This window comes from Cellulomonas sp. JZ18, from assembly GCF_009720485.1.
Taxonomy (GTDB): Bacteria; Actinomycetota; Actinomycetes; order Actinomycetales; family Cellulomonadaceae; genus Cellulomonas.
The window spans coordinates 3,427,977-3,449,909 of record NZ_CP045245.1 but is presented as its reverse complement, the minus strand read 5'-3'; the positions used below and the strand labels follow the sequence as shown (position 1 = coordinate 3,449,909).

The following is a 21,933-nucleotide window of genomic DNA, read 5'->3' as shown; positions in this document are numbered from 1 at the left end:
TGGGTCACAGTGAAGCTCTCCCCTCGCAACCGTCTCGGTGCCGTCGCCCTCACCGGCGCTCTGGCGCTGACCCTGGCCGCGTGCAGCTCCGGTGGCAACGCCGAGGAGCCCGCGGGCACCGCGGGTTCCGGTGACGAGGCTCCCGCCGAGCTGAGCGGTTCGCTCGCCGGCGCCGGGGCGTCGTCCCAGGAGAAGGCTGTCGCCGGCTGGATCGCCGGCTTCAACGAGCAGTACCCCGACGTGGCCGTCAGCTACGACGCGGTGGGCTCCGGCGGTGGCCGTGAGCAGTTCCTCGCGGGCGCCGTGCAGTTCGCCGGCTCGGACGCCGCGCTGAAGGAGGAGGAGCTCGCGCAGGCCGAGGAGCGCTGCGTCGGCGGCGAGGCCGTCGAGCTCCCGCTCTACATCTCGCCGATCGCCGTCGTCTACAACCTCCCCGACGTGGACGCGGAGAACATCAACATGTCGGCGGCGACGATCGCCAAGGTGTTCAACCGCGAGATCACGACGTGGAACGACCCGGCCATCGCCGCGGAGAACCCCGACGTCGAGCTCCCCGCGATCGACATCATCCCCGTCAACCGCTCGGACGAGTCCGGCACGACGGAGAACTTCACCGAGTACCTCGCCGCCGCGTCCGAGGGCGCGTGGCCGCACGAGCCGAGCGGCGACTGGCCGATCTCGGGCGGGCAGTCCGGCCAGGGCACGCAGGGCGTCATCGACACGGTGACGGGTGCCGAGGGTGCGATCGGCTACGCCGACGCCTCGCGCGCCGGTGACCTGGGCACGGTCGCGCTGAAGGTCGGCGAGGAGTACGTGCCGTTCTCCGCCGAGGCCGCCGCGAAGGTCGTCGACGCGTCCCCGCGCGCCGAGGGCGCCACGGAGAACCGCCTCGTGGTCGAGCTCGACCGCACCACGACCGAGGCCGGCGCCTACCCGCTGGTCCTCATCTCGTACCACATCGCCTGCTCGGTCTACGAGGACCAGGCCGACGCCGACAACGTGAAGGCCTACCTCTCCTACGTCGCGAGCGAGGCGGGCCAGGAGCGCGCCGCCGACCCGAGCGTCGCCGGTGCCGCCCCGATCTCGGACGACCTGCGCGCCGAGGTCCAGGCCGCGATCGACGGCATCACCGCGGGCTGACACGAGCCCCACGCATGACCACGACGGTCGGGAGCCGTCCCGGGACGCACGGTCCCGGGGCGGCTCCCGCCCTGCGTGCCGAGGCGGCCGGCGCCTGACGCCGGAGCCCCTCGACCCACCCTCCCCACCCTCCCCACCCACCGGAGAACCCGTGGCTCTCACCACCACTCCCCGCCGGTCCGGGACCTCCCCCGACGGCGAGCAGGTCGACGCCGGTGCGACCGTCCGCGCGGCGTCGACCGGGCGCGTCGGCAGCCGTGTCTTCGCCGGCCTGTCGACCGGCGCCGGCGTCCTGATCCTCCTGACGCTCGCCGCCGTCGCGGTCTTCCTGGTCATCCGCGCCTGGCCGGCGCTCACGGCGTCGTCCGAGGAGCTCGGCGACATCTCGTGGTTCAACGGCGACTCGGTCGCCGAGTACGTCGGGCCCCTGATCTTCGGCACGCTGCTCGCGTCGCTGCTGGCCCTGCTGATGGCCGTGCCGGTCTCGGTCGGCATCGCGCTGTTCATCTCGCACTACGCGCCCCGCCGGCTCGCGCAGAGCCTGGGCTACCTGATCGACCTGCTGGCGGCGATCCCGTCGGTGGTCTACGGCCTGTGGGGCGCGCTGTGGCTGCTCGGCGTCGTCAACCCGTTCTTCGAGTGGCTCTCCGGCGCGCTCGGGTTCATCCCGCTGTTCGCGGACTACCAGGCGCCCGCGAAGAACATCCTGTCGGCCTCGATCGTGCTGGCCGTGATGATCCTGCCGATCATCACCGCGGTCTCGCGCGAGGTGTTCCTGCAGACGCCGCGCCTGCACGAGGAGGCCTCGCTGGCCCTCGGCGCCACCCGCTGGGAGATGGTCCGCCAGGCGGTCCTGCCGTTCGGGCGCTCGGGTGTCATCAGCGCCTCGATGCTCGGTCTCGGCCGCGCGCTCGGTGAGACGATGGCGGTGCTCATGGTCATCTCGCCCGGGTTCCTCTACTCGTTCCACCTGCTCCAGCCGGGGCAGCACCAGACCATCGCCGCGAACATCGCCTCGAAGTTCCCCGAGGCCAGCGGGCTGTCCGTGAGCGCGCTCATCGCCACCGGTCTCGCCCTGTTCGTCATCACGTTCGCGGTCAACTTCGTCGCGCGGTGGATCATCGCGCGCCGCGCCGAGTTCTCGGGAGCCAACTGATGGCCGTCGACACCGCTCCCGCCCCCGCCACCTCGCTGGTCGACCCGTCCCAGGGCCGGCTGCCGCGCTGGGCCACGTGGGCCTTCCTCGCGGGCGGCCTGCTCGCCGCGTTCGTCCTGCTGCTCGTCCTCGGCACCCCGACCGTCGCCGGCGTCGTCGGGCTGGGCGCGGTCCTCTACGCGCTCGCCGCCACGGTGGCGTCGTTCGTCGTCGAGGGCCGCCGCCGCGCGGTGGACCGCCTGGCCACGACGCTCGTGACCGGCGCGTTCCTGCTCGCGCTCATCCCGCTGGTCTCCCTCGTCCTGCTCGTCGTCACGCGCGGCATGACGTCGTTCAGCTGGACGTTCCTCACCACGGACATGGTGGGGATCTTCGGCGACATGACCGAGGGCGGCATCGCGCACGCGGTCGTCGGCACGCTGCTCATCACGTTCGCGGCGGCGGTGATCTCGGTGCCGATCGGCCTGCTCACGGCGATCTACCTCGTCGAGTACGGGCGCGGCCCGCTGGCGCGCGCGATCACGTTCCTCGTGGACGTCATGACGGGCATCCCGTCGATCGTCGCCGGCCTGTTCGGCTTCGCGGTGTTCACGCTCGCCCTCGGGCCGGCGTACCGCGCGGGCATCATGGGCGCCGTCGCGCTGTCGCTGCTCATGACGCCCGTCGTGATCCGCTCGGTCGAGGAGATGCTGCGGCTCGTCCCGAACGAGCTGCGCGAGGCGTCGTACGCGCTCGGCGTGCCGAAGTGGCTGACGATCGTCAAGGTCGTGCTCCGCACCGCGGCCGCCGGCATCGTCACGGGCGTCATGCTCGCGGTCGCCCGCATCATCGGCGAGACCGCGCCCCTGCTGCTCACCGTCGGCCTCGTCACGCAGATGAACACGAGCCTGTTCGAGGGCCGCATGGCCACGCTGCCGGTGTTCGCGTTCCGCCAGTACGAGCAGGGCGGGACCGGCATCGACCGTGCCTGGGCCGCGGCGCTCACGCTCATCCTCATCGTCATGCTCCTCAACCTGCTCGCGCGGCTGATCAGCCGCTGGTTCGCCCCCAAGGGCGCCCGCTGACCCGCCGGCCCTCCCCGGACCACGAAAGGACCCTCCCCATGTCCAAGCGGATCGACGTCTCGGACCTCGACGTCTACTACGGCGACTTCCTCGCGGTCGAGGGCGTCACGATGGCCATCGAGGCCCGCCAGGCGACCGCGCTCATCGGCCCCTCGGGCTGCGGCAAGTCGACGTTCCTGCGCACCCTCAACCGGATGCACGAGGTCATCCCCGGTGCGCGCGTCACCGGCAAGGCCCTCATGGACGGCCAGGACCTCTACGGGTCGGACGTCGACCCGGTGACGGTCCGCCGGCAGATCGGCATGGTGTTCCAGCGCCCGAACCCGTTCCCGACCATGTCGATCGCCGACAACGTCCTCGCGGGCGTCCGGCTGAACAACCGCCGCATGTCGAAGGGCGACCAGCAGGACCTCGTCGAGCAGTCGCTGCGCGGCGCGAACCTGTGGAACGAGGTCAAGGACCGCCTCGAGCGTCCCGGGTCGAGCCTGTCCGGCGGTCAGCAGCAGCGTCTGTGCATCGCGCGGGCCATCGCGGTCAAGCCGCAGGTGCTCCTCATGGACGAGCCCTGCTCCGCGCTCGACCCGATCTCGACGCTGGCGATCGAGGACCTCATCGCCGAGCTGAAGAGCGACTACACGATCGTCATCGTCACGCACAACATGCAGCAGGCGGCGCGCGTGTCGGACAAGACGGCGTTCTTCAACATCGCCGGCACCGGCAAGCCGGGCAAGCTCATCGAGATGGACGACACCGCCACGATGTTCTCCTCGCCCCGCGAGCAGGCGACCGAGGACTACATCTCCGGCCGCTTCGGCTGACCGGCGCCTCGCACCGCCCGCAGGAGGCTCACGGGCGGCCGCACGGCCCGCAGGACGCACGAGGGGCGCCCGCCGTACGGCGGGCGCCCCTCGTCGTGCGCCAGGTGGGCGCGCGGTCAGCCCTCGTCGCCGGTGCCCTCGGTCTGCTCGGGGCCCTGGGCGCCCTCGCCCTCGGGGTCGGAGTCCTGGCCCTGCTCGGGCTCCGAGGCCTCCTGCGTCTGGCCCGGGGTGGGCGAGGGGGTCGGCGTGCCCGACGGCGTGGGCGTCTGGCCGATCGCCTCGAGCAGCGGCGCGTACTCGGCGAGGGAGCCGTCCATCACGGGGACCCGGACCTCGTCGCTGCCGCCGGCCGGCGTCGAGATCGTGACGGTGGTCAGGCCGCCGGGGATGGCGGCGACCTCGGCGACGGGGACCTCGACGGTCCGGTAGCGGCCCGGCGCGCCGACGGCGCCCATGAGCACGGTGCCGGAGCTCGGCACGTCGACCTCGACGGGCTCCGCGCCCTCGACCGCGAGCGTGACGCTCGTGTCCTCGCCGGAGTTGTTGGCGAGCGCACCGACGAGGATGCCCGGCCCGCCCTCCTCCTCGGCGAGCACGAGCAGGTTGAGCGCGCGCACCTCGTCCACCGTGATCGCCACGCCGTCCGACGGCGGGTAGTCGTCGACGGTCGTGATCTGGTTGGTCGCGGAGCAGCCGGCGAGCGCGGCGGCGGACGCGAGCGCCAGGGCGGCTGCGGCCGTCCGGCGGGCCGTGCGGACGGCACGGGGGCGGGGCGTGGTCACGGTGTCTCCTGCTCGACTCTGCGCTTGCTCGACTCGCGCGCGCGGCGTCCGGCCGGTCTCCGGTGGTGCAGGCGAGGCGGCGGCGGGCGGGCGCGGGGGCGGACCCGGTGGCCAGCCTACCGGGGGCGGGGGAGCGGGCGAGCCCAGGGCGCGACGCCGTGCCCCTCGTCACCCCCGCGACGTCCGCAGGTCGCCGTGCGGACTTCTGCAGGCCTCTGACCTGCGCTTTCATCATCCGGACGGTTGCCCGACGCCGGGTTCGGGCGGAATTGGGCGTGATACCATACACGTCTGCGAAAGGGGACACCGGCAGATGACTTTCACTGTTGGGGAGACCGTCGTCTACCCGCACCACGGTGCAGCCAAGATCGAAGAGATCAAGACCCGCACGATCCGCGGCGAGGACAAGATCTACCTCAAGCTCAAGGTCGCGCACGGTGACCTCACCATCGAGGTGCCCGCCGAGAACGTCGACCTCGTCGGCGTCCGCGACGTCGTCGGCCAGGAGGGCCTGGACCGCGTGTTCGAGGTGCTGCGTGCCCCGTACACGGAGGAGCCGACCAACTGGTCGCGCCGGTACAAGGCCAACCTCGAGAAGCTCCAGTCCGGCGACGTCATCAAGGTCGCGGAGGTCGTCCGCGACCTGTCGCGGCGCGACGCGGACCGCGGCCTCTCGGCCGGGGAGAAGCGGATGCTCGCGAAGGCCCGGCAGATCCTCGTCTCGGAGCTCGCGCTCGCCGAGCACACCGAGGAGGAGAAGGCCGAGGCCATCCTCGACGAGGTCCTGGCGTCCTGACGACACGGCCGACGGTCCGGGTGCGCGCGTCGCACCCGGACCTTCTGCTGTGCGCCCGACGCACCCGCCGCGCCGCATGAGCGTCGCCGCCGTCCTCACCGCCGCCGGCAGCGGGTCCCGCCTCGGGCACGCGCTGCCGAAGGCGCTGGTGCCCGTCGCCGGGGCACCGCTCGTGGCGCACGCCGCCCGCGCCCTGCTCGACGCGCGTCCCGCCGACGGGTCCCGGGTCGCCGCGCTCGTCGTCACGGCCCCCGCCGAGCACCTGGCCGAGATCGCCGACGCGCTGGCCGCGGTGCGCGGCGAGGGCGTCCCGGTCACCGTCGTCCCCGGCGGGCCCACGCGGCAGGCGTCGGTCGCCGCGGGCCTCGCCGCGCTGCCGCCGGACGCCGACGTCGTCCTGGTGCACGACGCCGCGCGCGCCTTCGCCCCGCCCGCCCTCGTGGCGCGCGTCGTCGACGCGGTGCGCGGCGGCCACCCCGCCGTCGTCCCCGGGCTGCCGGTGGTCGACACGGTCAAGCGGGTCGCGTCCTGGGGGACGGACGGCGGGCCCGTCGCCGAGACCCCGCCCCGCGACGTCCTGCGGGCCGTGCAGACGCCGCAGGGCTTCGCCCGCGCGGTGCTCGAGCGCGCGCACGCGGGTGGCGCCCACCGCGCCGGCGACGAGGCCACGGCGGCGTCGGACGACGCGGGGCTCGTCGAGGCGGCGGGCGGCCACGTGTGGGTCGTGCCCGGCGACGAGCGCGCCGCGAAGATCACGACCGCGCGCGACGTCGTGCTCGCCGAGGCGCTGCACGCCGCGCCCGTCCCCGGAGGTGCCCCGTGAACCTGCGCACCGGCATCGGCGTCGACGTCCACGCGTTCGACCCCGACCCGGCCCCCGGCGCCGTCCTGCACCTGGCCGGCCTCGAGTGGCCGGGCGAGGTCCCGCTCGCGGGGCACTCCGACGCCGACGTGGCGGCGCACGCGGCGGCCGACGCCCTGCTGTCGGCCGCCGGTCTCGGCGACCTCGGTGCCCAGTTCGGCACGAGCGACCCGCGGTGGGCCGGTGCGTCCGGCGCCGCCATCCTCGCCGAGACGGCGCGCCGGGTCCGCCGCGCCGGCTTCACCATCGGCAACGTGGCGGTCCAGGTCATCGGCAACCGGCCCAAGCTCGGGCCGCGCCGGGTCGAGGCGCAGGCGGTGCTGTCGATGGCGTGCGGGGCGTCCGTCACCGTCACGGCCACGACCACGGACGGGCTGGGCCTGACGGGGCGCGGCGAGGGCGTGGCCGCCATCGCGACGGCGCTGGTCACCGGGCCCGACGTCGTCACCGCGCCGGAGGGCTGACCTCCGCGGCGTCCGGCGTGACGTCGTCCCGGTGCTCCGGAACCGCGCGCTCCCGCGCGGCCGCCGCACGCCTCGCCGGTGCGCTGCCGAGCAGCACGCCCCCCACGACGAGCGCGCCGAGCGCGAGCTCGGCCGGCTCCGTCGGCTCGTGCAGCACGAGCCACGACGAGCCGATGCCGACGACCGGCACGAGCATCGAGAACGGTGCCACCACGCTCGACGGGTGACGCGACATGAGCCACGTCCACACGCCGGACCCCACGAGGGTCGCGACGAGGACCGTGAACAGCAGCCCGCCGACGGCGGCGAGGCCCGTCGGCGTCGTCAGCCCCGTCCACGACGCGCGGATCGCCTCCGGACCCTCGAGGGCGAGCGAGAGCGCGAGCATCGGCAGGGGCGGCACGACCGACATCCACAGCATGAGCCGGAACGGGGAGTCGGGACGCGCCTGGCGGTTGCACAGGTTGCCGAGCGCCCAGCCGAGCCCGCCGCACAGCGTCAGGACGACGGGCAGGAGCGTCGCACCGCCCTCGAGGCCGGCGCGGTGCACCGCGATGCCGGTGAGCCCGAGGACCGCCACGGCGACGCCCACCCCTGCCGGGGTGTCAGGCGCTCGCGCAGCAGCGCGGCCGCCAGGACGACCGTGAACGGCGCGGACGACTGGAGCACGAGCGACGCGAGCCCCGTCGGCATGCCGGTGTCCATCGCCAGGTAGAGGAAGACGAACTGCAGCACCCCGAAGCCCAGGCCGTAGCCGACGAGCCACCGCCACGCGACGCGCGGGCGCGGCACGAGCAGCACGGTGGGGACGGCGACCAGCGCCCAGCGCAGGGCCACGAGGAAGAACGGCGGGAACTGCTCGAGCGAGAGGTGGATCGCGGGGAAGTTCAGGCCCCAGGTCACCGCGACGAGCGCGGCGAGCAGGCGGTGACGGACCGGCACCCCACGAGTGTGCGGGTGCCGCGCCCCGCACGACCAGCGGACGCGGGTGCGCACGGTCGCAGGCGCGTCGGGCGGTGGGACGAGCGGGCCGCCAGTCGGACGGACGTCGCGATCCGGACGAATCGCCGGTACCGTGCGACGGCGTGACGATGCCCACCACCGACGAGCGCCGCCAGGCGCCGGACGCGGGCGCGGGCAACCACGCCGCGCCCCCCGCCCTGCCGCAGCGCACCCCGCCCCTGCCGGTCCGGCAGCGCAACCGCGTGCCGCTGGAGACCCTCGAGGCGGCCTACAGCGGCCTGCAGCAGGTCGACGAGCGGGCGCGGCCCGCCGCACCGGTCGCCCCGCCGCCGGACGTCGTCCTGCCCTGGCTGCAGCGCTGAGGCGTACCGGGCTGCAGCGCTGACGTGCCGGTGCCCGTCCTCGCCGGCGGGCGGCGCGTCAGTGCACGGGGCCGCGGTCGCCCGTCGCGGCCGCTGCGTCCGTGACGAGCACGAGCTTGCCGCCGGCGTGCCCCGCGCGTGACCGCTCGTGCGCGCGTGCCGCGTCCTCGAGCGCGTACGTCCCGGTGACGAGCACGTCGAGCGTCCCGTCCGCCGCGAGCGCGGTGAGCTGGGCCCGGGCGGCCTCCCGCACGTCCGTCCCGGGCTCCGCGCCCGGCCCGTGACCCAGCGCGCGCACCCCGAGCGCGGCCGCGCGGTCGAGCGCGACGAGCGTGGCGACGCGCCGCCGGTCGGCCACCAGCGCGACCGAGGTCTCGAGCGCCTCCGCGGTGCCCACGGCGTCGACCGCGGCGACGACCTCGCCGAGCCCGGCGGCGGCGTCGCGGACGCGGTCGAGCAGCCCTGGTCCGTGCGCGACGGGCACGGCGCCGAGGCGGCTCAGGCAGCTGTGCCAGGCGGGCGACGCGGTCGCCACGACGTGCGCGCCGCGGAGCACCGCGAGCTGCACCGCCATGCGTCCCACGCCGCCGGAGGCGCCGTGCACGAGCACGACCTCCTCCGCGTCGACCTCGGTCGCGACGACGGCGTGCAGCGCGGCCGCACCGGCGGAGAGCAGGCCCGCCGCGGCGGTGGCGGACAGCGAGGACGGCCGCCGCACGAGCACCTCCTGCGGCACCGTCACGAGGTCCGCGTAGCCGCCGCGGACCGGCCACGCCACGACCTCGTCGCCGGGCGAGAACCAGCGCACGCCGGTCCCGACCTCGCGGACGACGCCCGCGACCTCGAGGCCGAGCGCGACCGGTGGCGTCGCACCGGACCCCGGCGCGTAGCTCTTCCAGTCCCAGGGGTTCACGCCGGCGGCCGTCACCTGGACGACGACCTCGCCGGCCCCGGGGGCCGGCGTCCCGCGCCGGACGACCTGCAGCACCTCGGGCCCGCCGAGCGCCTGCGCCACGACGGCCCGACCCGTGTCACTCACGACGGACAGCCTGGCCCTGCGCGGCGCGGGTGGCCACATCGGCTGCCGTCACCCGTTGGAGGGAAGCGCGTGCGGCGTGTCACCCGCGGGGGTGGCGGCGTCGGGTCCGCCTGTGACCCGAGGGGGCGCAGGCGTGCGCACGCGCGCCAGGGCGGCCGCCGGGGACGAGGGCCGCCGTCGGCACGCGGCCTGGCGCTCATCGGCGGGTCGCGCGTCCCGATAGGTGGTTCTGAGCGCGCGTCCAGGACAAGTGCGTGAAATGCTTGACTATCGTCACGCGGGTCGATGAGATGATCCGTGAGCGTACTGCGGGGCCGGGGGGTCGCGCACGCCGTCGCGAGGAGGAGCCATGAACCGACTGCCCGTCGCCGAGCGCCGCGAGCAGCTCATCGAGGCCGCACTGACCGTCGCCAGCCGTGACGGCGTCGACGGTACGACCGTCCGCGCCGTCGCCGCCGAGGCCGGCGTGTCGCTGGGCGTCGTCCACTACTGCTTCCGGGACAAGGACGAGCTGCTGCGCGCGATGGCGCACGCCATCACCGAGCGGAACACCGCGCGCGCCATGGCGGAGATGCCGGAGCAGGCGCCCGTCCTGGACGTGATCCTCGGCGTCCTCGACGGCCTGTGGGCGAACATCCTCGCCACGCGCGGCCCGCAGCTGCTGACGTACGAGCTCACGACCACGTCGCTGCGCCACCCCGAGCTGCGGCAGGTCGGCGTCGACCAGTACGTCAACAGCTGGGCGGCGGCCGAGCACTTCCTCGAGGAGGTCGAGCGCGTCGGCGGCGTGACGTGGAGCGTCCCGCGGCACCTCGTCTCCCGGACGATCATCGCGGCGATCGACGGCTTCTCCCTCGCCTGGCTGGTCGACGGCGACGCGCAGGCGGGGTACGACGGCCTGCGGCTGTTCGCCGAGCACCTCGCCCGCCTGGCCGTGCCGACACCGCGGCTCGAGGCCGTGCTCGACGAGGAGGTCGAGGACGACGGCGCGACGGCCCCGGACCCGGGCGAGGCCAAGGGGACCGACGGCGACACCGCGCCGTCGGCGGACGTCACCCGCCTGGCTGCGCCGGCGACCCCGAACCTGACCGCGCTCGCATGAGACGTGCGGGCGCCGGCGACCCTCAGGGGGCGGGTCGCCGGCGCCCGGCACGGCGGCCGGGGCGTGCGCGCGCCGGTAGCCTGGGCCGGTGACCCTGCGGCTGTTCGACAGCGGCACCCAGACGGTGCGCGACTTCGTCCCCCTCGTCGAGGGCGAGGTCGGTGTGTACCTGTGCGGTGCCACCGTGCAGGCGCCGCCGCACGTCGGTCACGTGCGGTCCGGCGTGGCGTTCGACGTGCTCGTGCGGTGGCTGCGACGTTGCGGCTCCCGCGTCACGCTGGTGCGCAACGTGACCGACATCGACGACAAGATCCTCGCGAAGGCGGCCGACGCCGGCGCCCCCTGGTGGGCCTGGGCCATGACGAACGAGCGGGCGTTCACGGCGGCGTACGACGCCCTCGGCGTGCTGCCGCCCAGCTACGAGCCGCGCGCGACCGGTCACGTGCCTGCCATGCTCGAGCTCCTCACGCGGCTCGTCGAGAGCGGGCACGCGTACGTCGCGGGTCCGGGGGACGTCTACTTCGACGTCCGGTCGTGGCCCGCCTACGGCGAGCTGACGAACCAGCGGCTCGCCGACATGGTGGACTCCCCGGACGAGGCACGTGCCGGGGGCAAGCGCGACCCGCACGACTTCGCCCTCTGGAAGGCGGCGAAGCCGGGGGAGCCGGCGACGGCCTCCTGGGACACCCCGTACGGACGGGGTCGGCCGGGCTGGCACCTCGAGTGCTCCGCGATGGCGCACCGGTACCTCGGCGAGACCTTCGACATCCACGGCGGCGGCCTCGACCTGCGCTTCCCGCACCACGAGAACGAGCAGGCGCAGTCGCACGCCGCCGGGTACGGCTTCGCGCGGTACTGGTTGCACAACGGCTGGGTCACGCAGGGCGGCGCCAAGATGAGCAAGTCGCTCGGCAACGGCCTGCTCGTCTCGGCGGTGCTGGAGAAGGTGCGGCCCGTCGTCGTGCGCTACGCCCTGACCGTCGTGCACTACCGCTCGATGCTCGAGTGGACCGACGAGACCCTGCGCGAGGCCGAGGCGACGTGGGACCGTGTCGCGGGGTTCGTCGACCGGGCGGGCGAGCGCGTCGGGGCCGTGCCCGCGGAGGTCGTCGCGGGCGCGGAGCTGCCCGCGGAGTTCGTCGCGGCGATGGACGACGACCTCAACGTCCCGCGCGCGGTCGCGGTCGTCCACGACTGGATCCGCCAGGGCAACTCCGCCCTCGCGGACGACGCCGCGGACGCCGTGCGGCACCACCTGGTCACGGTCCGTGCGATGCTCGACGTGCTGGGCCTCGACCCAGGCAGCCCGCAGTGGGCGTCGCACGGCGACGACGACCGGTACGCACGCGCGCTCGACGCGCTCGTCACCGCCCAGCTCGAGGCGCGTGCTCAGGCGCGTGCCGCACGCGACTTCGCCACCGCGGACGCCATCCGCGACCGCCTCACCGAGGCGGGCGTCGTCGTCGAGGACTCGCCGACGGGTGCGCGCTGGTCGCTGCGCCCGCACGCCTGACCGGCACGCCGCACCGGGCGTCCGCCACCCACCCGTCCCGCCACCACACCACCGGAGGGCTTCCCATGGCCGGCAACTCCTCGCGCCGCGGCGCGACCCGCAAGGCGGGATCCAAGAAGGGCGCGACCGTCGGCAGCGGCGGGCAGCGCCGACGCGCCCTCGAGGGCAAGGGCCCGACGCCCAAGGCGGAGGACCGCGTCTACCACCCGGCGCACAAGCGCAAGGTCGCCGCGGAGAAGCGCACCACCACCGGGCGCACCACCTCCGGCCGTCCCGCCGCGGGGGCGTCGCGCAGCGCCGCGGGGTCGCGCGGCGGCCGGACGAGCTCGACGCACGAGATGGTGGCGGGCCGCAACTCCGTCCTCGAGGCCCTGCGTGCCGGCATCCCCGTCACCACGGTGTACGTGGCGGCACGCCTGGAGGCCGACGACCGCACGCGCGAGATCGTCGCGACCGCGGCCGAGGCCGGCTACCCGCTGCTCGAGGTCGGGCGGGGAGAGCTCGACCGGCTCACCGACGACGCCGTCCACCAGGGCGTGGCGATCCAGGTGCCGCCGTACGAGTACGCCGAGCCGGACGACCTGCTCGACGCCGCGGAGACGGCGGGCGCCGCCCCGCTGGTGGTCGCGCTCGACGGCGTGACCGACCCCCGCAACCTGGGCGCGGTGCTGCGCTCGGCCGGTGCCTTCGGGGCGCACGGCGTGCTCGTGCCCGAGCGCCGATCCGCGGGCGTCACGGCGGCCGCGTGGAAGGTGTCCGCCGGGGCCGCCGCCAGGGTGCCGGTGGCCCGCGCGACCAACCTGACGCGGGCGCTGCAGGCGTACCGGCAGGCGGGCCTGTTCGTCGTGGGCCTCGACGCCGGCGGGGACGTGCCGCTCGGGGAGCTGCCGTACGCGGGTGACCCGCTGGTCCTGGTGGTCGGGTCCGAGGGCAAGGGTCTGTCCCGGCTCGTGCGCGAGCAGTGCGACGCGATCGCGTCGATCCCGATCGCGTCGGCCGTCGAGTCCCTCAACGCGGGCGTGGCCGCGGGCATCGCGCTGTACGAGGTGGCGCGCCAGCGCGCCTCGTGAGCCCCGGGCTGCCAGGTCGGACCGGCCTGGCAGCCCTGCCGCACGGAGCAGCGGCGTCCGCGGGCCGCCTCGTGCGAGGTGCCCCGTCCCTTGTGGTCGCGGGTGGGGCGGGAGGACCCTGGTCGTCCCACACGAGCCAGGGGGGCACGCATGGCCACGTCCGAGCGGTTCTGCATGCGGGAACGGGACTACGTTCCCGTGGGCGAGTTCTGGAGGGCCGAGGACGGCACCCTCGTCCACCTGCGCGGTGAGCACGCGCACACCGACGACGGCATGCGGTGGCCGGCGACCTCCGAGTTCGACCTCGCCGAGCGCGCCGACGACGGCGGTGAGGAGCGGTGAGCGAACCGTCCACCACGCCGCCCGCAGGGGGCGGCGACCCGCCCGGGGACCACGTCGCGACCACGACCGGCGCGCGCGACAGCGCGGCGGAGGAGGCGGCGGCGGAGCAGGGCGCGGCCGAGGAGGCCGCAGCCGACGAGGCGGCGACGGCGGCCGCGGCCGAGGAGGCGGCGAAGCGGGCGCACGGACGCGAGCTGACGACGCTCGACGTCGAGGCCGACATCGCCTCGCGGCAGGCCTTCGCCACGTCGATGATCACGACGTACCAGGGAGCGTTCGAGCGCACCGCGGCAGCAGCCGAGACCGTGCAGAAGTCCGCCACGGCGATCTTCGCCCTCTACACGGGTGCGCTCACCCTCGCCTTCTCCGTCACCGACAAGCCGTTGCCCCTGCGCGGCGCGCTGCCCGCGATGTTCCTCGGTGCTGCCATCACGTTCGCCGCCGGCTACGTGGCGTACCTCGGGCAGGCCGCCCCGGTGCGGGTCGACCTCGGCGGGGAGTCCACGGCCGACCGCGTGGTCGGCCGGGCAGCCGCCTTCGGCAGGTGGTCGACGGTCACGGTGAACCGGCGCGCGCACTGGATGCGGACGGCGGTGTGGGCCCTGCTGCTGGGCGTGGCGACGTTGCCGCTGCCGTTCCTGACCCTTCCCGACGTGGTGACCACGACGGCCGACTGCGGAGGCGGCACCGAGCAGGACGAGCAGACCGGGGCGTGCCTGCCGACCTGGCCGGCGATCCCGACGGGCAGCGCGGAGGACGTCACGCTGCGCCAGGAGCTCCTGGAGGCGCAGGTCGCGGAGGTACGGGACGCGCGCGAGCGGGCCCAGGCCCTCGCCGGGCGCACCCCGACCGACGCGACGCTGGTCGCCGTCTGCGCCGGCGTGGGCGTGCTCCTGCTCGGGCTGGTGTTCTTCGTGCGGCCGGGCAGGCCCACGGACGACCGGACGAAGGACGCGGCGTCGGCCGCGCAGGTGCGGGAGGTCTGAGCGTGGCTCAGCCGATGAGCTGGTCGGGGTCGTGCTCGGCGTGCGGCACGCCGCTGTCGGCGTCCCGCAGGTCCTCCGCGCGCGTGCCGAGGACGGCCTGCTCGTCCGGCCGGGTCGGCAGGATGTTCTTCACGTAGCTCTTGACGACCTCGCTCATCGGCACGTCGCGGTGGTGCTGCTGCGACAGGTACCACCGGTGGTCGAGCAGCTCGTGGTACACCTGCGCCGGCTCCAGCTTGGTGCGCAGCTCGCGCGGCACGCTGCGCACGGCCGGCTCGAAGACGTCCGTGAGCCAGTCGTGGGCGACGAACGACTCGTCCTCCGCCTGCCGGTCGGTGGCCGCGCGGAACTCGTCGAGGTCGTTGAGCAGACGGCGCGCCTGGTTCTCCTGCACGTCGAGGCCCGTCAGGCGCATGAGCCGGCGCGAGTGGTGCCCGGCGTCGACGACCTTGGGCTGGATGCGGACCGTCGTGCCGTCGATGTCCGTGGTGATGTCGAGCTCGCCGACGTCGAAGCCCAGGTCGTTGAGCCGGTCGATGCGGGCCTGCACGCGCCAGCGCTCGCCGTACCCGAACGACTCGACCTCGGTGAGGGCCTTCCACAGCTCCTGGTACCGCTCGGCGAGGGCGTCGCCGATCGCGACGGCGTCGGCGTCCTCGTCGAGGAACTCGCCCGCCTGCAGGTCCATGAGCTCGCCGATGATGTTGACCCGCGCGACGTCGAGGTCGTAGGCCCGCTGGCCGTCGCTCAGCCGGTCGTGCAGGTCGCCGGTCTCGGCGTCGACGAGGTACGCGGCGAACGTCTCGGCGTCGCGGCGGAAGAGGGTGTTCGAGAGCGACACGTCGCCCCAGTAGAAGCCCGCCAGGTGCAGCCGGACCATGAGCACGGCGAGGGCGTCGATGAGGCGCGTCGCGGTGTCCGGGCGCAGCGACTGGCTGAACAGGGCCCGGTAGGGCAGCGAGAACTGCAGATGCTGCGTGATGAGCACGGCCTCGAGCGGCTCGCCGTCCGGGGCACGGCGCCCTGTGATGACGCCGACGGGCTCGACGCTCGGCACGTCGAGCCGGCGCAGCTGCCGCAGGAGCTCGTACTCGCGGTGCGCCACGGTCTCGCCGATCTCCTTGATCGCGACGACCCGGCCGGACATGCGTGCGAAGCGCACGACGTGCCGCGAGATGCCCCGGGGGAGCGCGGCGAGGTTCTCGGGCGGCCACTCCTCGAGCGGGACGTGCCAGGGGAGGTCGAGCAGCGCCGGGTCCGGGCTGGCCGCGGTGATCTGCAGACGCTGCGACGTGCCGGTCATGCGTCGATCCTCTCAGGTCGCGCCGGACGCGACGAGGCGGGCCCGGTCGGACCGGACCCGCCTCGTCGTGGTGCGTGGTGCGTGGTGCTGCTGCGGAGCGTCAGCCGAGGATGCGCTCGCCCGAGCCCGCGTGGAACAGGTGCTGCTCCTGCGGGCGGATCCGGACGTGGATCGAGTCGCCCTTGGCCGGCACCTGACGCGGGTCGACGCGCACGATGACCTGCGCGTCGCCGGCGCCCGAGTGCACCGCGTTGGCCTGGCCGAACTCGTTCGTCAGCGAGCCGTAGACGAACGCGTCCGAGCCGAGCTCCTCGACGATGTTGACGATCACCGGGAACGAGTCCGGCGTGCCGGCCGGCACGACGTCGAGCGACTCGGGGCGGAAGCCGACCGTGATGTGGCCCTTGTCGTCGTCCGCCAGGCGGCCGATGACGTCGCGCGGGAGCGCGAGGCGCGACTGGCCGACCGACGCGGCGCCGTCGAGCACCGGGAACGTGCCGATGTTCATGGCGGGCGAGCCGATGAAGCCGGCGACGAACACGTTGGCCGGCGTGTCGTACATCTCGCGCGGCGTGCCCACCTGCTGGAGGATGCCGTCCTTGAGGACCGCGATGCGGTCACCCATCGTCAGGGCCTCGGTCTGGTCGTGCGTGACGTAGACCGTGGTGACACCGAGGCGGCGCTGCAGCGACGCGATCTGCGTACGCGTCTGGACGCGGAGCTTGGCGTCGAGGTTCGACAGCGGCTCGTCCATGAGGAACACCTGCGGCTGGCGGACGATCGCGCGGCCCATGGCGACACGCTGGCGCTGACCGCCGGAGAGCGCCTTCGGCTTGCGGTCGAGGTACTGCGTGAGGTCGAGGATCTTCGCGGCCTCCTCGACGCGGGTGCGGATCTCCGCCTTCGGGGTGCCCGCGATCTTGAGCGCGAAGCCCATGTTGTCCGCGACCGTCATGTGCGGGTACAGCGCGTAGTTCTGGAACACCATCGCGATGTCCCGGTCCTTCGGCTGGACGTCCGTGACGTCGCGGTCGCCGATGAGGATGCGGCCGGCGTTGACGTCCTCCAGGCCGGCGAGCATGCGCAGCGAGGTCGACTTGCCGCAGCCCGAGGGGCCGACGAGGACGAGGAACTCGCCGTCCTCGATGTGGAGGTTGAGCGCGTCCACCGCGGGACGCTCGGTGCCCGGGTAGATCCGGGTCGCGTTGTCGAAAGTGACCGTGGCCATGAGCCGTCATTCCCTTCACCGGCAGGTACGTGCCGGACGATCCGTCGTGAAGAGTGTCAACGCGTGGTCCGTCCTGGCACCCCGCTGAGCTCGGTGTCTCCGCTGACACAGGCCGGGAGCGGTCGGGACGACCCCCCTCGGCCGGCGCCAGTATGGCACACGCCACGTCCGGGCTGTCCGGGTCGTCCGGTCCTGGCGGACGTCGCCGCCCGGACGGGCGCGCGGGCCCACCCGGACGGCCGACCCGGCGGGTGCGCTGGTCAGCGCGTCGCGCGCTCGACCGCGGCCAGCACCGCGACGACGTCCTCGGGCGAGCCGACGCGGTAGGCCGCCGCCGTCGCGCCCGCGCCGACCTTGACGGTGAGGTCGTCCGGGCCGAGCGCGGCGAACGCGTGCTCGTCGGTCACGTCGTCGCCGGCGTAGAGGACGACCGGGGCGTCCAGCTCGTGCCGCAGCGCCTGCAGCGCCGTGCCCTTGTCCGCGGGCAGCACCGTGAGCTCGACGACGTCCTTGCCGTGCAGCGTCCCGGCGCCCGTCTCGTGTCCCAGCGCGAGCGCCTCCTGCTCCGCGGGGCCGGCCACGTCGCGCTCCGCGAGGCGCGTGTGCACGACGACGGCCGTCGGCTTGGTCTCCACCCACACGCCGTCGCGTCCCCGGGCCACGGCCGCGGCGCGCGCGCCGAGCGCCGCGAGGCGGTCCGCCTGCTCGGCGGTGAGCTCGACCACGTCGCGGTCCAGGCCGTGGGCGGTCACGCGGGCGCGCTCGGCGCCGTGGCTGCCCACGAGGTACGTGCCCGCGGGCACCTGCGCGAGCGCGTGCAGGTCCGCCATCGCGCGCCCGGACACGAGCGCCAGCACGACGCCGGGCCGGTCGGCGAGCGCCGCGAGCACCTCGACGCCGGCGGGCAGGATCGCCGACGTCGACGGGTCGTCGACGAGCGGTGCGAGCGTGCCGTCGAAGTCGAGGGCGAGCAGCACGGGCCGCGCCGCCGGGTCGGCCAGCACCTGCTCCAGGCGCGCGGTCAGGGCGCCGACGTCCTGGGGCGTGGTCGGCGTCGGCTCAGCCATCGCGCCGGCCCCGCTCGCCCGCGTCGGCCGCGCCCTGCCCCGCGGGCACCGCCGTGAGCGCCGCGAGGAACTGCTGGGACCAGGCGGCCACGTCGTGCCCGAGCACCCGCCGGCGCAGGCGGCGCATGCGCTTGCGCGACTCGCGCGGCTCCATGTGCACCGCGTAGGTGATCGCGTCCTTCATGCCCGCGATGTCGTGCGGGTTCACCAGCACCGCGCCGACCAGCTCGTCGGCCGCGCCGGTGAACTCGCTGAGCACGAGCGCGCCGCGGTCGTCCGAGCGGGCGGCCACGTACTCCTTGGCCACGAGGTTCATGCCGTCGCGCAGCGCGGTGACGAGCATGACGTCGGCGGCCAGGTACAGGGCCGCCATCTCCTCCATCGGGAACGACTGGTGCAGGTACTGCACCGGTGCGTGCCCCACCGTGCCGTGGTCGCCGTTGATGCGCCCCACCAGCAGCTCCACCTCGTCGCGCAGCTGCTGGTAGGCGCCCACGTTCTCGCGGCTCGGGCTCGCGACCTGCACCAGGACGGTGTCCGTGGCGGACAGGCGCCCGTCCTCCAGCAGCTCGCCGTACGCCTTGACGCGGTGGCGGATGCCCTTGGTGTAGTCGAGCCGGTCGACGCCGAGCAGCAGGTGCGCCGGGTCGCCGAGCTCGGCGCGGATCTCCTTGGCGCGCGCCTGCACCTCGGGCGTGCGCGCGAGCTCGTCGAACGCGTGCGAGTCGATCGAGATGGGGAAGGCCGCGGCGCGCACGTGGCGCTGCTGCGGCGTCCCCTCGCCGACCGTGACGACCTGCCCCCGCGTCGTCAGGTCCGTCAGGCGCCGCACGACGCGCACGAAGTTGGCGGCGTCACCGGCGCGCTGGAAGCCCACCAGGTCCGCGCCGAGCAGCCCCTCGACGACCTGCGTGCGCCACGGCAGCTGCGCGAAGATCTCCAGCGGCGGGAACGGGATGTGGTGGAAGTACCCGATGCGCAGGTCGGGACGCAGCTCGCGCAGGTAGGCGGGGACGAGCTGCAGCTGGTAGTCGTGCACCCACACCGTGCCGCCGTGCGCGGCCCGGCGTGCCGCGGCCTCCGCGAACCGGCGGTTGACCCGCTGGTACGCGTCCCACCACTGGCGGTGGAACTGCGGCGGCGCGATGACGTCGTGGTACAGCGGCCACAGCGTGTCGTTCGCGAAGCCCTCGTAGTAGCGCTCGACGTCGACCTGCGACAGCGCCACGGGCACCAGGAGCGAGCCGTCGACGACGAACGGCTCGAGCTCGAGGTCGGGCGAGCCGCCCCAGCCGACCCACGCGCCCTCGTCCCCGGCGCCCGCCATCACGGGGGCCAGCGCGGTCACCAGACCGCCGGGGGACCGCGTCCACGTGGGCTCGCCGGACTCGTCCAGGCTGACGTCGACCGGCAGGCGGTTGGCGACGACGACGAGGTCGTAGCCGTCCTCGGGCACGTCGAAGGGCACGCGCATCAACTCCTCGGGATCGCTGCCGACCCTAGTCGTCCCCGAGGTGGGCCGCCCGGGCTGCGTCGCCCGTGTGGCGTCCCCCACGTGCGGCGACGCGCCCGCTAGCGTGCGGCGCATGGAGCGGATCGGCCTGACGCCGGGGTCGGAGATCGGCGGGTACACGGTGGTCGCGCCGCTCGGCTCCGGCGGGATGGGCACCGTGTACCGGGCGGTCGACGGCGGCGGCACGGCCGTCGCGCTCAAGCTGCTGCACCCGCACGTGGGCGCCGACGCGGCCGTGCGCGCGCGGCTCCTGCGCGAGGTCGCGGCGCTGCAGCGGCTGCGCCACCCGGCCGTCGCGGCCGTCCTCGACGCCGAGGCGGACTCGACCGAGGCGTTCATCGTCACCGAGCTCGTCGCCGGTCCCACGCTCACCGAGCGCGTCCGCACGGACGGGCCGCTCGACCCCGACGCGCTGCTCACGCTCGCGGAGGGGCTGCGCTCGGCGCTCGCGGCGGTCCACGCGGCGGGCGTCGTGCACCGGGACCTCAAGCCGTCCAACGTGCTGCTCACGGACGACGGGCCCGTGCTCATCGACTTCGGTCTCGCGCAGGGCGTCGACGACGACGCGACGCTGACGACCGCCGGGTTCGTGCTCGGGACGCCCGGCTACCTCGCGCCCGAGCTGCTCGACGGCGGCGAGCCCGGCCCTGCCACCGACCTGTGGGGCTGGGCCGCGCTGCTGGCGTTCGCGGCGACCGGGCGCGACCCGTTCGGGTCCCGGCCCGTGGAGGCGGTGCTCGCCCGCGCCCGCTCCGGGCAGGTGGACCTCGACGGGGTCGGCCCGCTGACCGCCGCCGCCGTCGCCGGTGCGCTGCGTCCCGCCCCGGGCGAGCGCACCGACCCCGAGGACGTCGTCGCCGCGCTGCGGGTGGTCGCCGACGAGGGTGAGCTGCCCGCCGGCTCGGACGCGGCGGCCGTCCTGGCGGCCCTCGCCGTCGGCGGTGCCGCGGCGCTGCCGGGCGACGAGCAGGACGCGGACGGTGCGGACGACGAGGACGCGGTGCCGGACGAGGTGCCGGACGAGGACGAGGTGCCGGACGAGGTGCCGGACGAGGACGCCGACCGCGGCCCTGACGGCGCCGGTGCGGACGACGTGGCGACGACCCACCTGGGCCGCGACGACGTGCCGACGACCGCCGTGCCGGCCGACGGCCCCGACGTCGTGCCGACGACGGCGCTCGCGACGTCCGCCGCGGCGGCCGCCGCCCTGGGCGCGCACGCCGCGGGCGACGGGCGCGACCGCGACGACACCGACGAGCGTGACCTCGACGGCCCGGACGACCCGGACGGTGACGGCCGCGACGCCGACGAGCCGGCCGCGACGACGGTCCTGCCGGCGGCGCCGCGCAGCGCCGGGACGACGGCCGTCGGCCCGCCCGAGGCGCCCGTGCACGACGGCCGCACGGTCGCCGTCCCGGTCGGCGCCGGCCGCGTCGACGGGGACGGGCCGGCGACGCCGGCCGGGGACCCGGCGCGCGACGGCGACCGGTGGGACGGCGACCGGTGGGACGACGACCGGTGGGACGACGACGGGTGGGACGGCGAGCGCGACGACGCCGGTGCCGACGACGACCCCGACGGCGTCGGGTGGATCGAGGACGACCTCGACCGCTCCGAGGGCCCGGTCACGGAGGGCTCCGGCTACGTCCGCCCGCCCGCGCGCCGCCGCTGGGGGACGCTGCTCGCGCTCGCGGTGCTCGTGGGCGCCGCCGGTGCGGTGGCACCGGGCGCCACCCTCGTCGTGGTGCTGCTGCTCCTCGTGGTCGTGCGCACCGTCGGGTGCGCGGTCGAGTCGATGCACGGGCGGCGGGAGCGGGCGGGGGTGCGGCGCTCGGACGTGCCGCTGACCGTGGTGGCGACGCCCTGGCACCTGCTGCGCGCGGTCGTGGGGCTGCTGCCGTCGCTCCTGGTCAGCGCGAGCGTCGGCGTGATCGCCGGCGGGGTCGCGTGGTGGCTGCTCGCCTCCGGGCGGTGGGTGCTCGCGGGCACCACGCCGGGGGAGCCGCCGTCCGGGCCCGAGGCGTCCGCCGTCGTCGGGGCGGGCGTGCTCCTCGTCGTCCTCGTCCTGTGGTTCGGGCCGCTGTCGCGGATGACGCGCACCGGTGCCCGGCGCGCGCTGGCGGGTGTCGCGCCCGGCTGGGTCGGTGCGCTGGTCGTCGTCGTCCTGGCGCTCGTCGCGGCCGCCGCGCTCGCCTACCAGGTCCTGCACGGGGCGTCGATCGAGTGGGCGCCGCTCCCGACGCCGGTCCTTCCGCAGCGCTGAGCCGCAGCGCTGAGCCGCAGCGCTCCGCCGTAGCGCCGAGTCCCGGCGCGGAGCAGGGCGGTGGCGGCGCGGTCGGCCCGGCAACGGGACGAACACCCCT

At 75.1% G+C, this 21,933-nt stretch carries 22 protein-coding genes; 14 read left to right on the top strand and 8 right to left on the bottom strand.

Annotation, left to right across the window (positions count from 1 at the left end; all coding sequences use genetic code 11):
* The first annotated feature begins 9 nt into the window (after positions 1–9).
* The 4 genes from pstS (at position 10) to pstB (ending at position 4,178) form a co-directional block, all read left to right on the top strand.
* Positions 10–1,140, top strand: a complete 1,131-nt coding sequence (gene pstS / locus GC089_RS15580; protein WP_155378405.1) for a phosphate ABC transporter substrate-binding protein PstS — start codon at positions 10–12, stop codon at positions 1,138–1,140.
* Positions 1,141–1,291: 151 nt separating this feature from the next.
* Positions 1,292–2,296, top strand: coding sequence for a phosphate ABC transporter permease subunit PstC (gene pstC, locus GC089_RS15575; RefSeq protein WP_155378404.1), 1,005 nt, complete (start codon positions 1,292–1,294; stop codon positions 2,294–2,296).
* Positions 2,296–3,360, top strand: a complete 1,065-nt coding sequence (gene pstA / locus GC089_RS15570; protein ID WP_155378403.1) for a phosphate ABC transporter permease PstA — start codon at positions 2,296–2,298, stop codon at positions 3,358–3,360. Before pstC ends, pstA begins: the two co-directional genes overlap by 1 nt.
* A gap of 38 nt (positions 3,361–3,398) precedes the next feature.
* Positions 3,399–4,178, top strand: coding sequence for a phosphate ABC transporter ATP-binding protein PstB (gene pstB, locus GC089_RS15565; RefSeq protein ID WP_155378402.1), 780 nt, complete (start codon positions 3,399–3,401; stop codon positions 4,176–4,178).
* A gap of 116 nt (positions 4,179–4,294) precedes the next feature.
* Here pstB and GC089_RS15560 read toward each other — a convergent pair whose 3' ends face one another.
* The gene (locus GC089_RS15560) at positions 4,295–4,960 is read right to left on the bottom strand and encodes a hypothetical protein (protein WP_155378401.1); all 666 of its coding nucleotides are present in this window, start codon (positions 4,958–4,960) and stop codon (positions 4,295–4,297) included.
* A gap of 313 nt (positions 4,961–5,273) precedes the next feature.
* Between GC089_RS15560 and GC089_RS15555 the strand changes: the two genes are divergently transcribed.
* The 3 genes from GC089_RS15555 (at position 5,274) to ispF (ending at position 7,082) form a co-directional block, all read left to right on the top strand.
* Positions 5,274–5,756 (top strand): CarD family transcriptional regulator, encoded by a 483-nt coding sequence (locus GC089_RS15555; protein WP_136518458.1) that lies wholly within the window; start codon positions 5,274–5,276, stop codon positions 5,754–5,756.
* A gap of 76 nt (positions 5,757–5,832) precedes the next feature.
* Positions 5,833–6,579 carry a 2-C-methyl-D-erythritol 4-phosphate cytidylyltransferase gene (ispD, locus tag GC089_RS15550; protein WP_155378400.1) on the top strand — a complete coding sequence of 249 codons (747 nt, stop codon included), beginning with the start codon at positions 5,833–5,835 and terminating at the stop codon, positions 6,577–6,579.
* Positions 6,576–7,082, top strand: coding sequence for a 2-C-methyl-D-erythritol 2,4-cyclodiphosphate synthase (gene ispF / locus GC089_RS15545; RefSeq protein WP_155378399.1), 507 nt, complete (start codon positions 6,576–6,578; stop codon positions 7,080–7,082). Before ispD ends, ispF begins: the two co-directional genes overlap by 4 nt.
* Here the strand turns inward: ispF and GC089_RS20220 are convergent.
* Complete coding sequence (locus tag GC089_RS20220; RefSeq protein ID WP_370514023.1) at positions 7,063–7,662, bottom strand: DMT family transporter; 600 nt, start codon at positions 7,660–7,662, stop codon at positions 7,063–7,065. The genes ispF and GC089_RS20220 overlap by 20 nt on opposite strands.
* On the bottom strand, positions 7,581–8,024 hold the full coding sequence (locus GC089_RS20215) for an EamA family transporter (RefSeq protein ID WP_370514022.1): 444 nt from the start codon (positions 8,022–8,024) through the stop codon (positions 7,581–7,583). The genes GC089_RS20220 and GC089_RS20215 overlap by 82 nt, the downstream gene beginning before the upstream one ends.
* A 143-nt stretch (positions 8,025–8,167) precedes the next feature.
* Here GC089_RS20215 and GC089_RS15535 point away from each other — a divergent pair, with 143 nt between their 5' ends.
* Positions 8,168–8,407, top strand: a complete 240-nt coding sequence (locus GC089_RS15535) for a hypothetical protein (RefSeq protein WP_155378398.1) — start codon at positions 8,168–8,170, stop codon at positions 8,405–8,407.
* 58 nt (positions 8,408–8,465) lie between these two features.
* Here the strand turns inward: GC089_RS15535 and GC089_RS15530 are convergent, their stop codons facing one another.
* Positions 8,466–9,446, bottom strand: coding sequence for an NADP-dependent oxidoreductase (locus GC089_RS15530; RefSeq protein WP_155378397.1), 981 nt, complete (start codon positions 9,444–9,446; stop codon positions 8,466–8,468).
* A 349-nt stretch (positions 9,447–9,795) separates the two neighbouring features.
* Between GC089_RS15530 and GC089_RS15525 the strand changes: the two genes are divergently transcribed.
* The 5 genes from GC089_RS15525 (at position 9,796) to GC089_RS18525 (ending at position 14,459) form a co-directional block, all read left to right on the top strand.
* A complete protein-coding gene (locus tag GC089_RS15525) occupies positions 9,796–10,548 on the top strand; it encodes a TetR/AcrR family transcriptional regulator (protein WP_196250729.1) in 753 nt (250 codons plus the stop codon).
* Between the two features lie 88 nt (positions 10,549–10,636).
* A complete protein-coding gene (gene cysS / locus GC089_RS15520) occupies positions 10,637–12,061 on the top strand; it encodes a cysteine--tRNA ligase (RefSeq protein ID WP_155378396.1) in 1,425 nt (474 codons plus the stop codon).
* Between the two features lie 65 nt (positions 12,062–12,126).
* The gene (gene rlmB, locus GC089_RS15515; protein WP_155378395.1) at positions 12,127–13,131 is read left to right on the top strand and encodes a 23S rRNA (guanosine(2251)-2'-O)-methyltransferase RlmB; all 1,005 of its coding nucleotides are present in this window, start codon (positions 12,127–12,129) and stop codon (positions 13,129–13,131) included.
* A 150-nt stretch (positions 13,132–13,281) separates the two neighbouring features.
* The gene (locus tag GC089_RS15510) at positions 13,282–13,473 is read left to right on the top strand and encodes a hypothetical protein (RefSeq protein WP_155378394.1); all 192 of its coding nucleotides are present in this window, start codon (positions 13,282–13,284) and stop codon (positions 13,471–13,473) included.
* The gene (locus GC089_RS18525) at positions 13,470–14,459 is read left to right on the top strand and encodes a hypothetical protein (RefSeq protein ID WP_196250728.1); all 990 of its coding nucleotides are present in this window, start codon (positions 13,470–13,472) and stop codon (positions 14,457–14,459) included. The genes GC089_RS15510 and GC089_RS18525 overlap by 4 nt, the downstream gene beginning before the upstream one ends.
* 7 nt (positions 14,460–14,466) lie before the next feature.
* On the opposite strand, the gene GC089_RS15500 is transcribed toward GC089_RS18525, so the two are convergent.
* The 4 genes from GC089_RS15500 to GC089_RS15485 form a co-directional block, all read right to left on the bottom strand.
* Complete coding sequence (locus GC089_RS15500; protein ID WP_155378393.1) at positions 14,467–15,762, bottom strand: DUF4032 domain-containing protein; 1,296 nt, start codon at positions 15,760–15,762, stop codon at positions 14,467–14,469.
* Positions 15,763–15,862: 100 nt separating this feature from the next.
* Positions 15,863–16,990 (bottom strand): ABC transporter ATP-binding protein, encoded by a 1,128-nt coding sequence (locus GC089_RS15495; RefSeq protein ID WP_155378392.1) that lies wholly within the window; start codon positions 16,988–16,990, stop codon positions 15,863–15,865.
* Between the two features lie 260 nt (positions 16,991–17,250).
* Positions 17,251–18,057 carry a trehalose-phosphatase gene (otsB, locus tag GC089_RS15490; RefSeq protein ID WP_155378391.1) on the bottom strand — a complete coding sequence of 269 codons (807 nt, stop codon included), beginning with the start codon at positions 18,055–18,057 and terminating at the stop codon, positions 17,251–17,253.
* Positions 18,050–19,531, bottom strand: coding sequence for a trehalose-6-phosphate synthase (locus GC089_RS15485; RefSeq protein ID WP_155378390.1), 1,482 nt, complete (start codon positions 19,529–19,531; stop codon positions 18,050–18,052). Before GC089_RS15485 ends, otsB begins: the two co-directional genes overlap by 8 nt.
* Before the next feature lie 112 nt (positions 19,532–19,643).
* On the opposite strand from GC089_RS15485, the gene GC089_RS19345 reads away from it, so the two are divergent.
* Positions 19,644–21,833, top strand: coding sequence for a serine/threonine-protein kinase (locus GC089_RS19345; RefSeq protein ID WP_230684871.1), 2,190 nt, complete (start codon positions 19,644–19,646; stop codon positions 21,831–21,833).
* Positions 21,834–21,933: the final 100 nt, after the last annotated feature.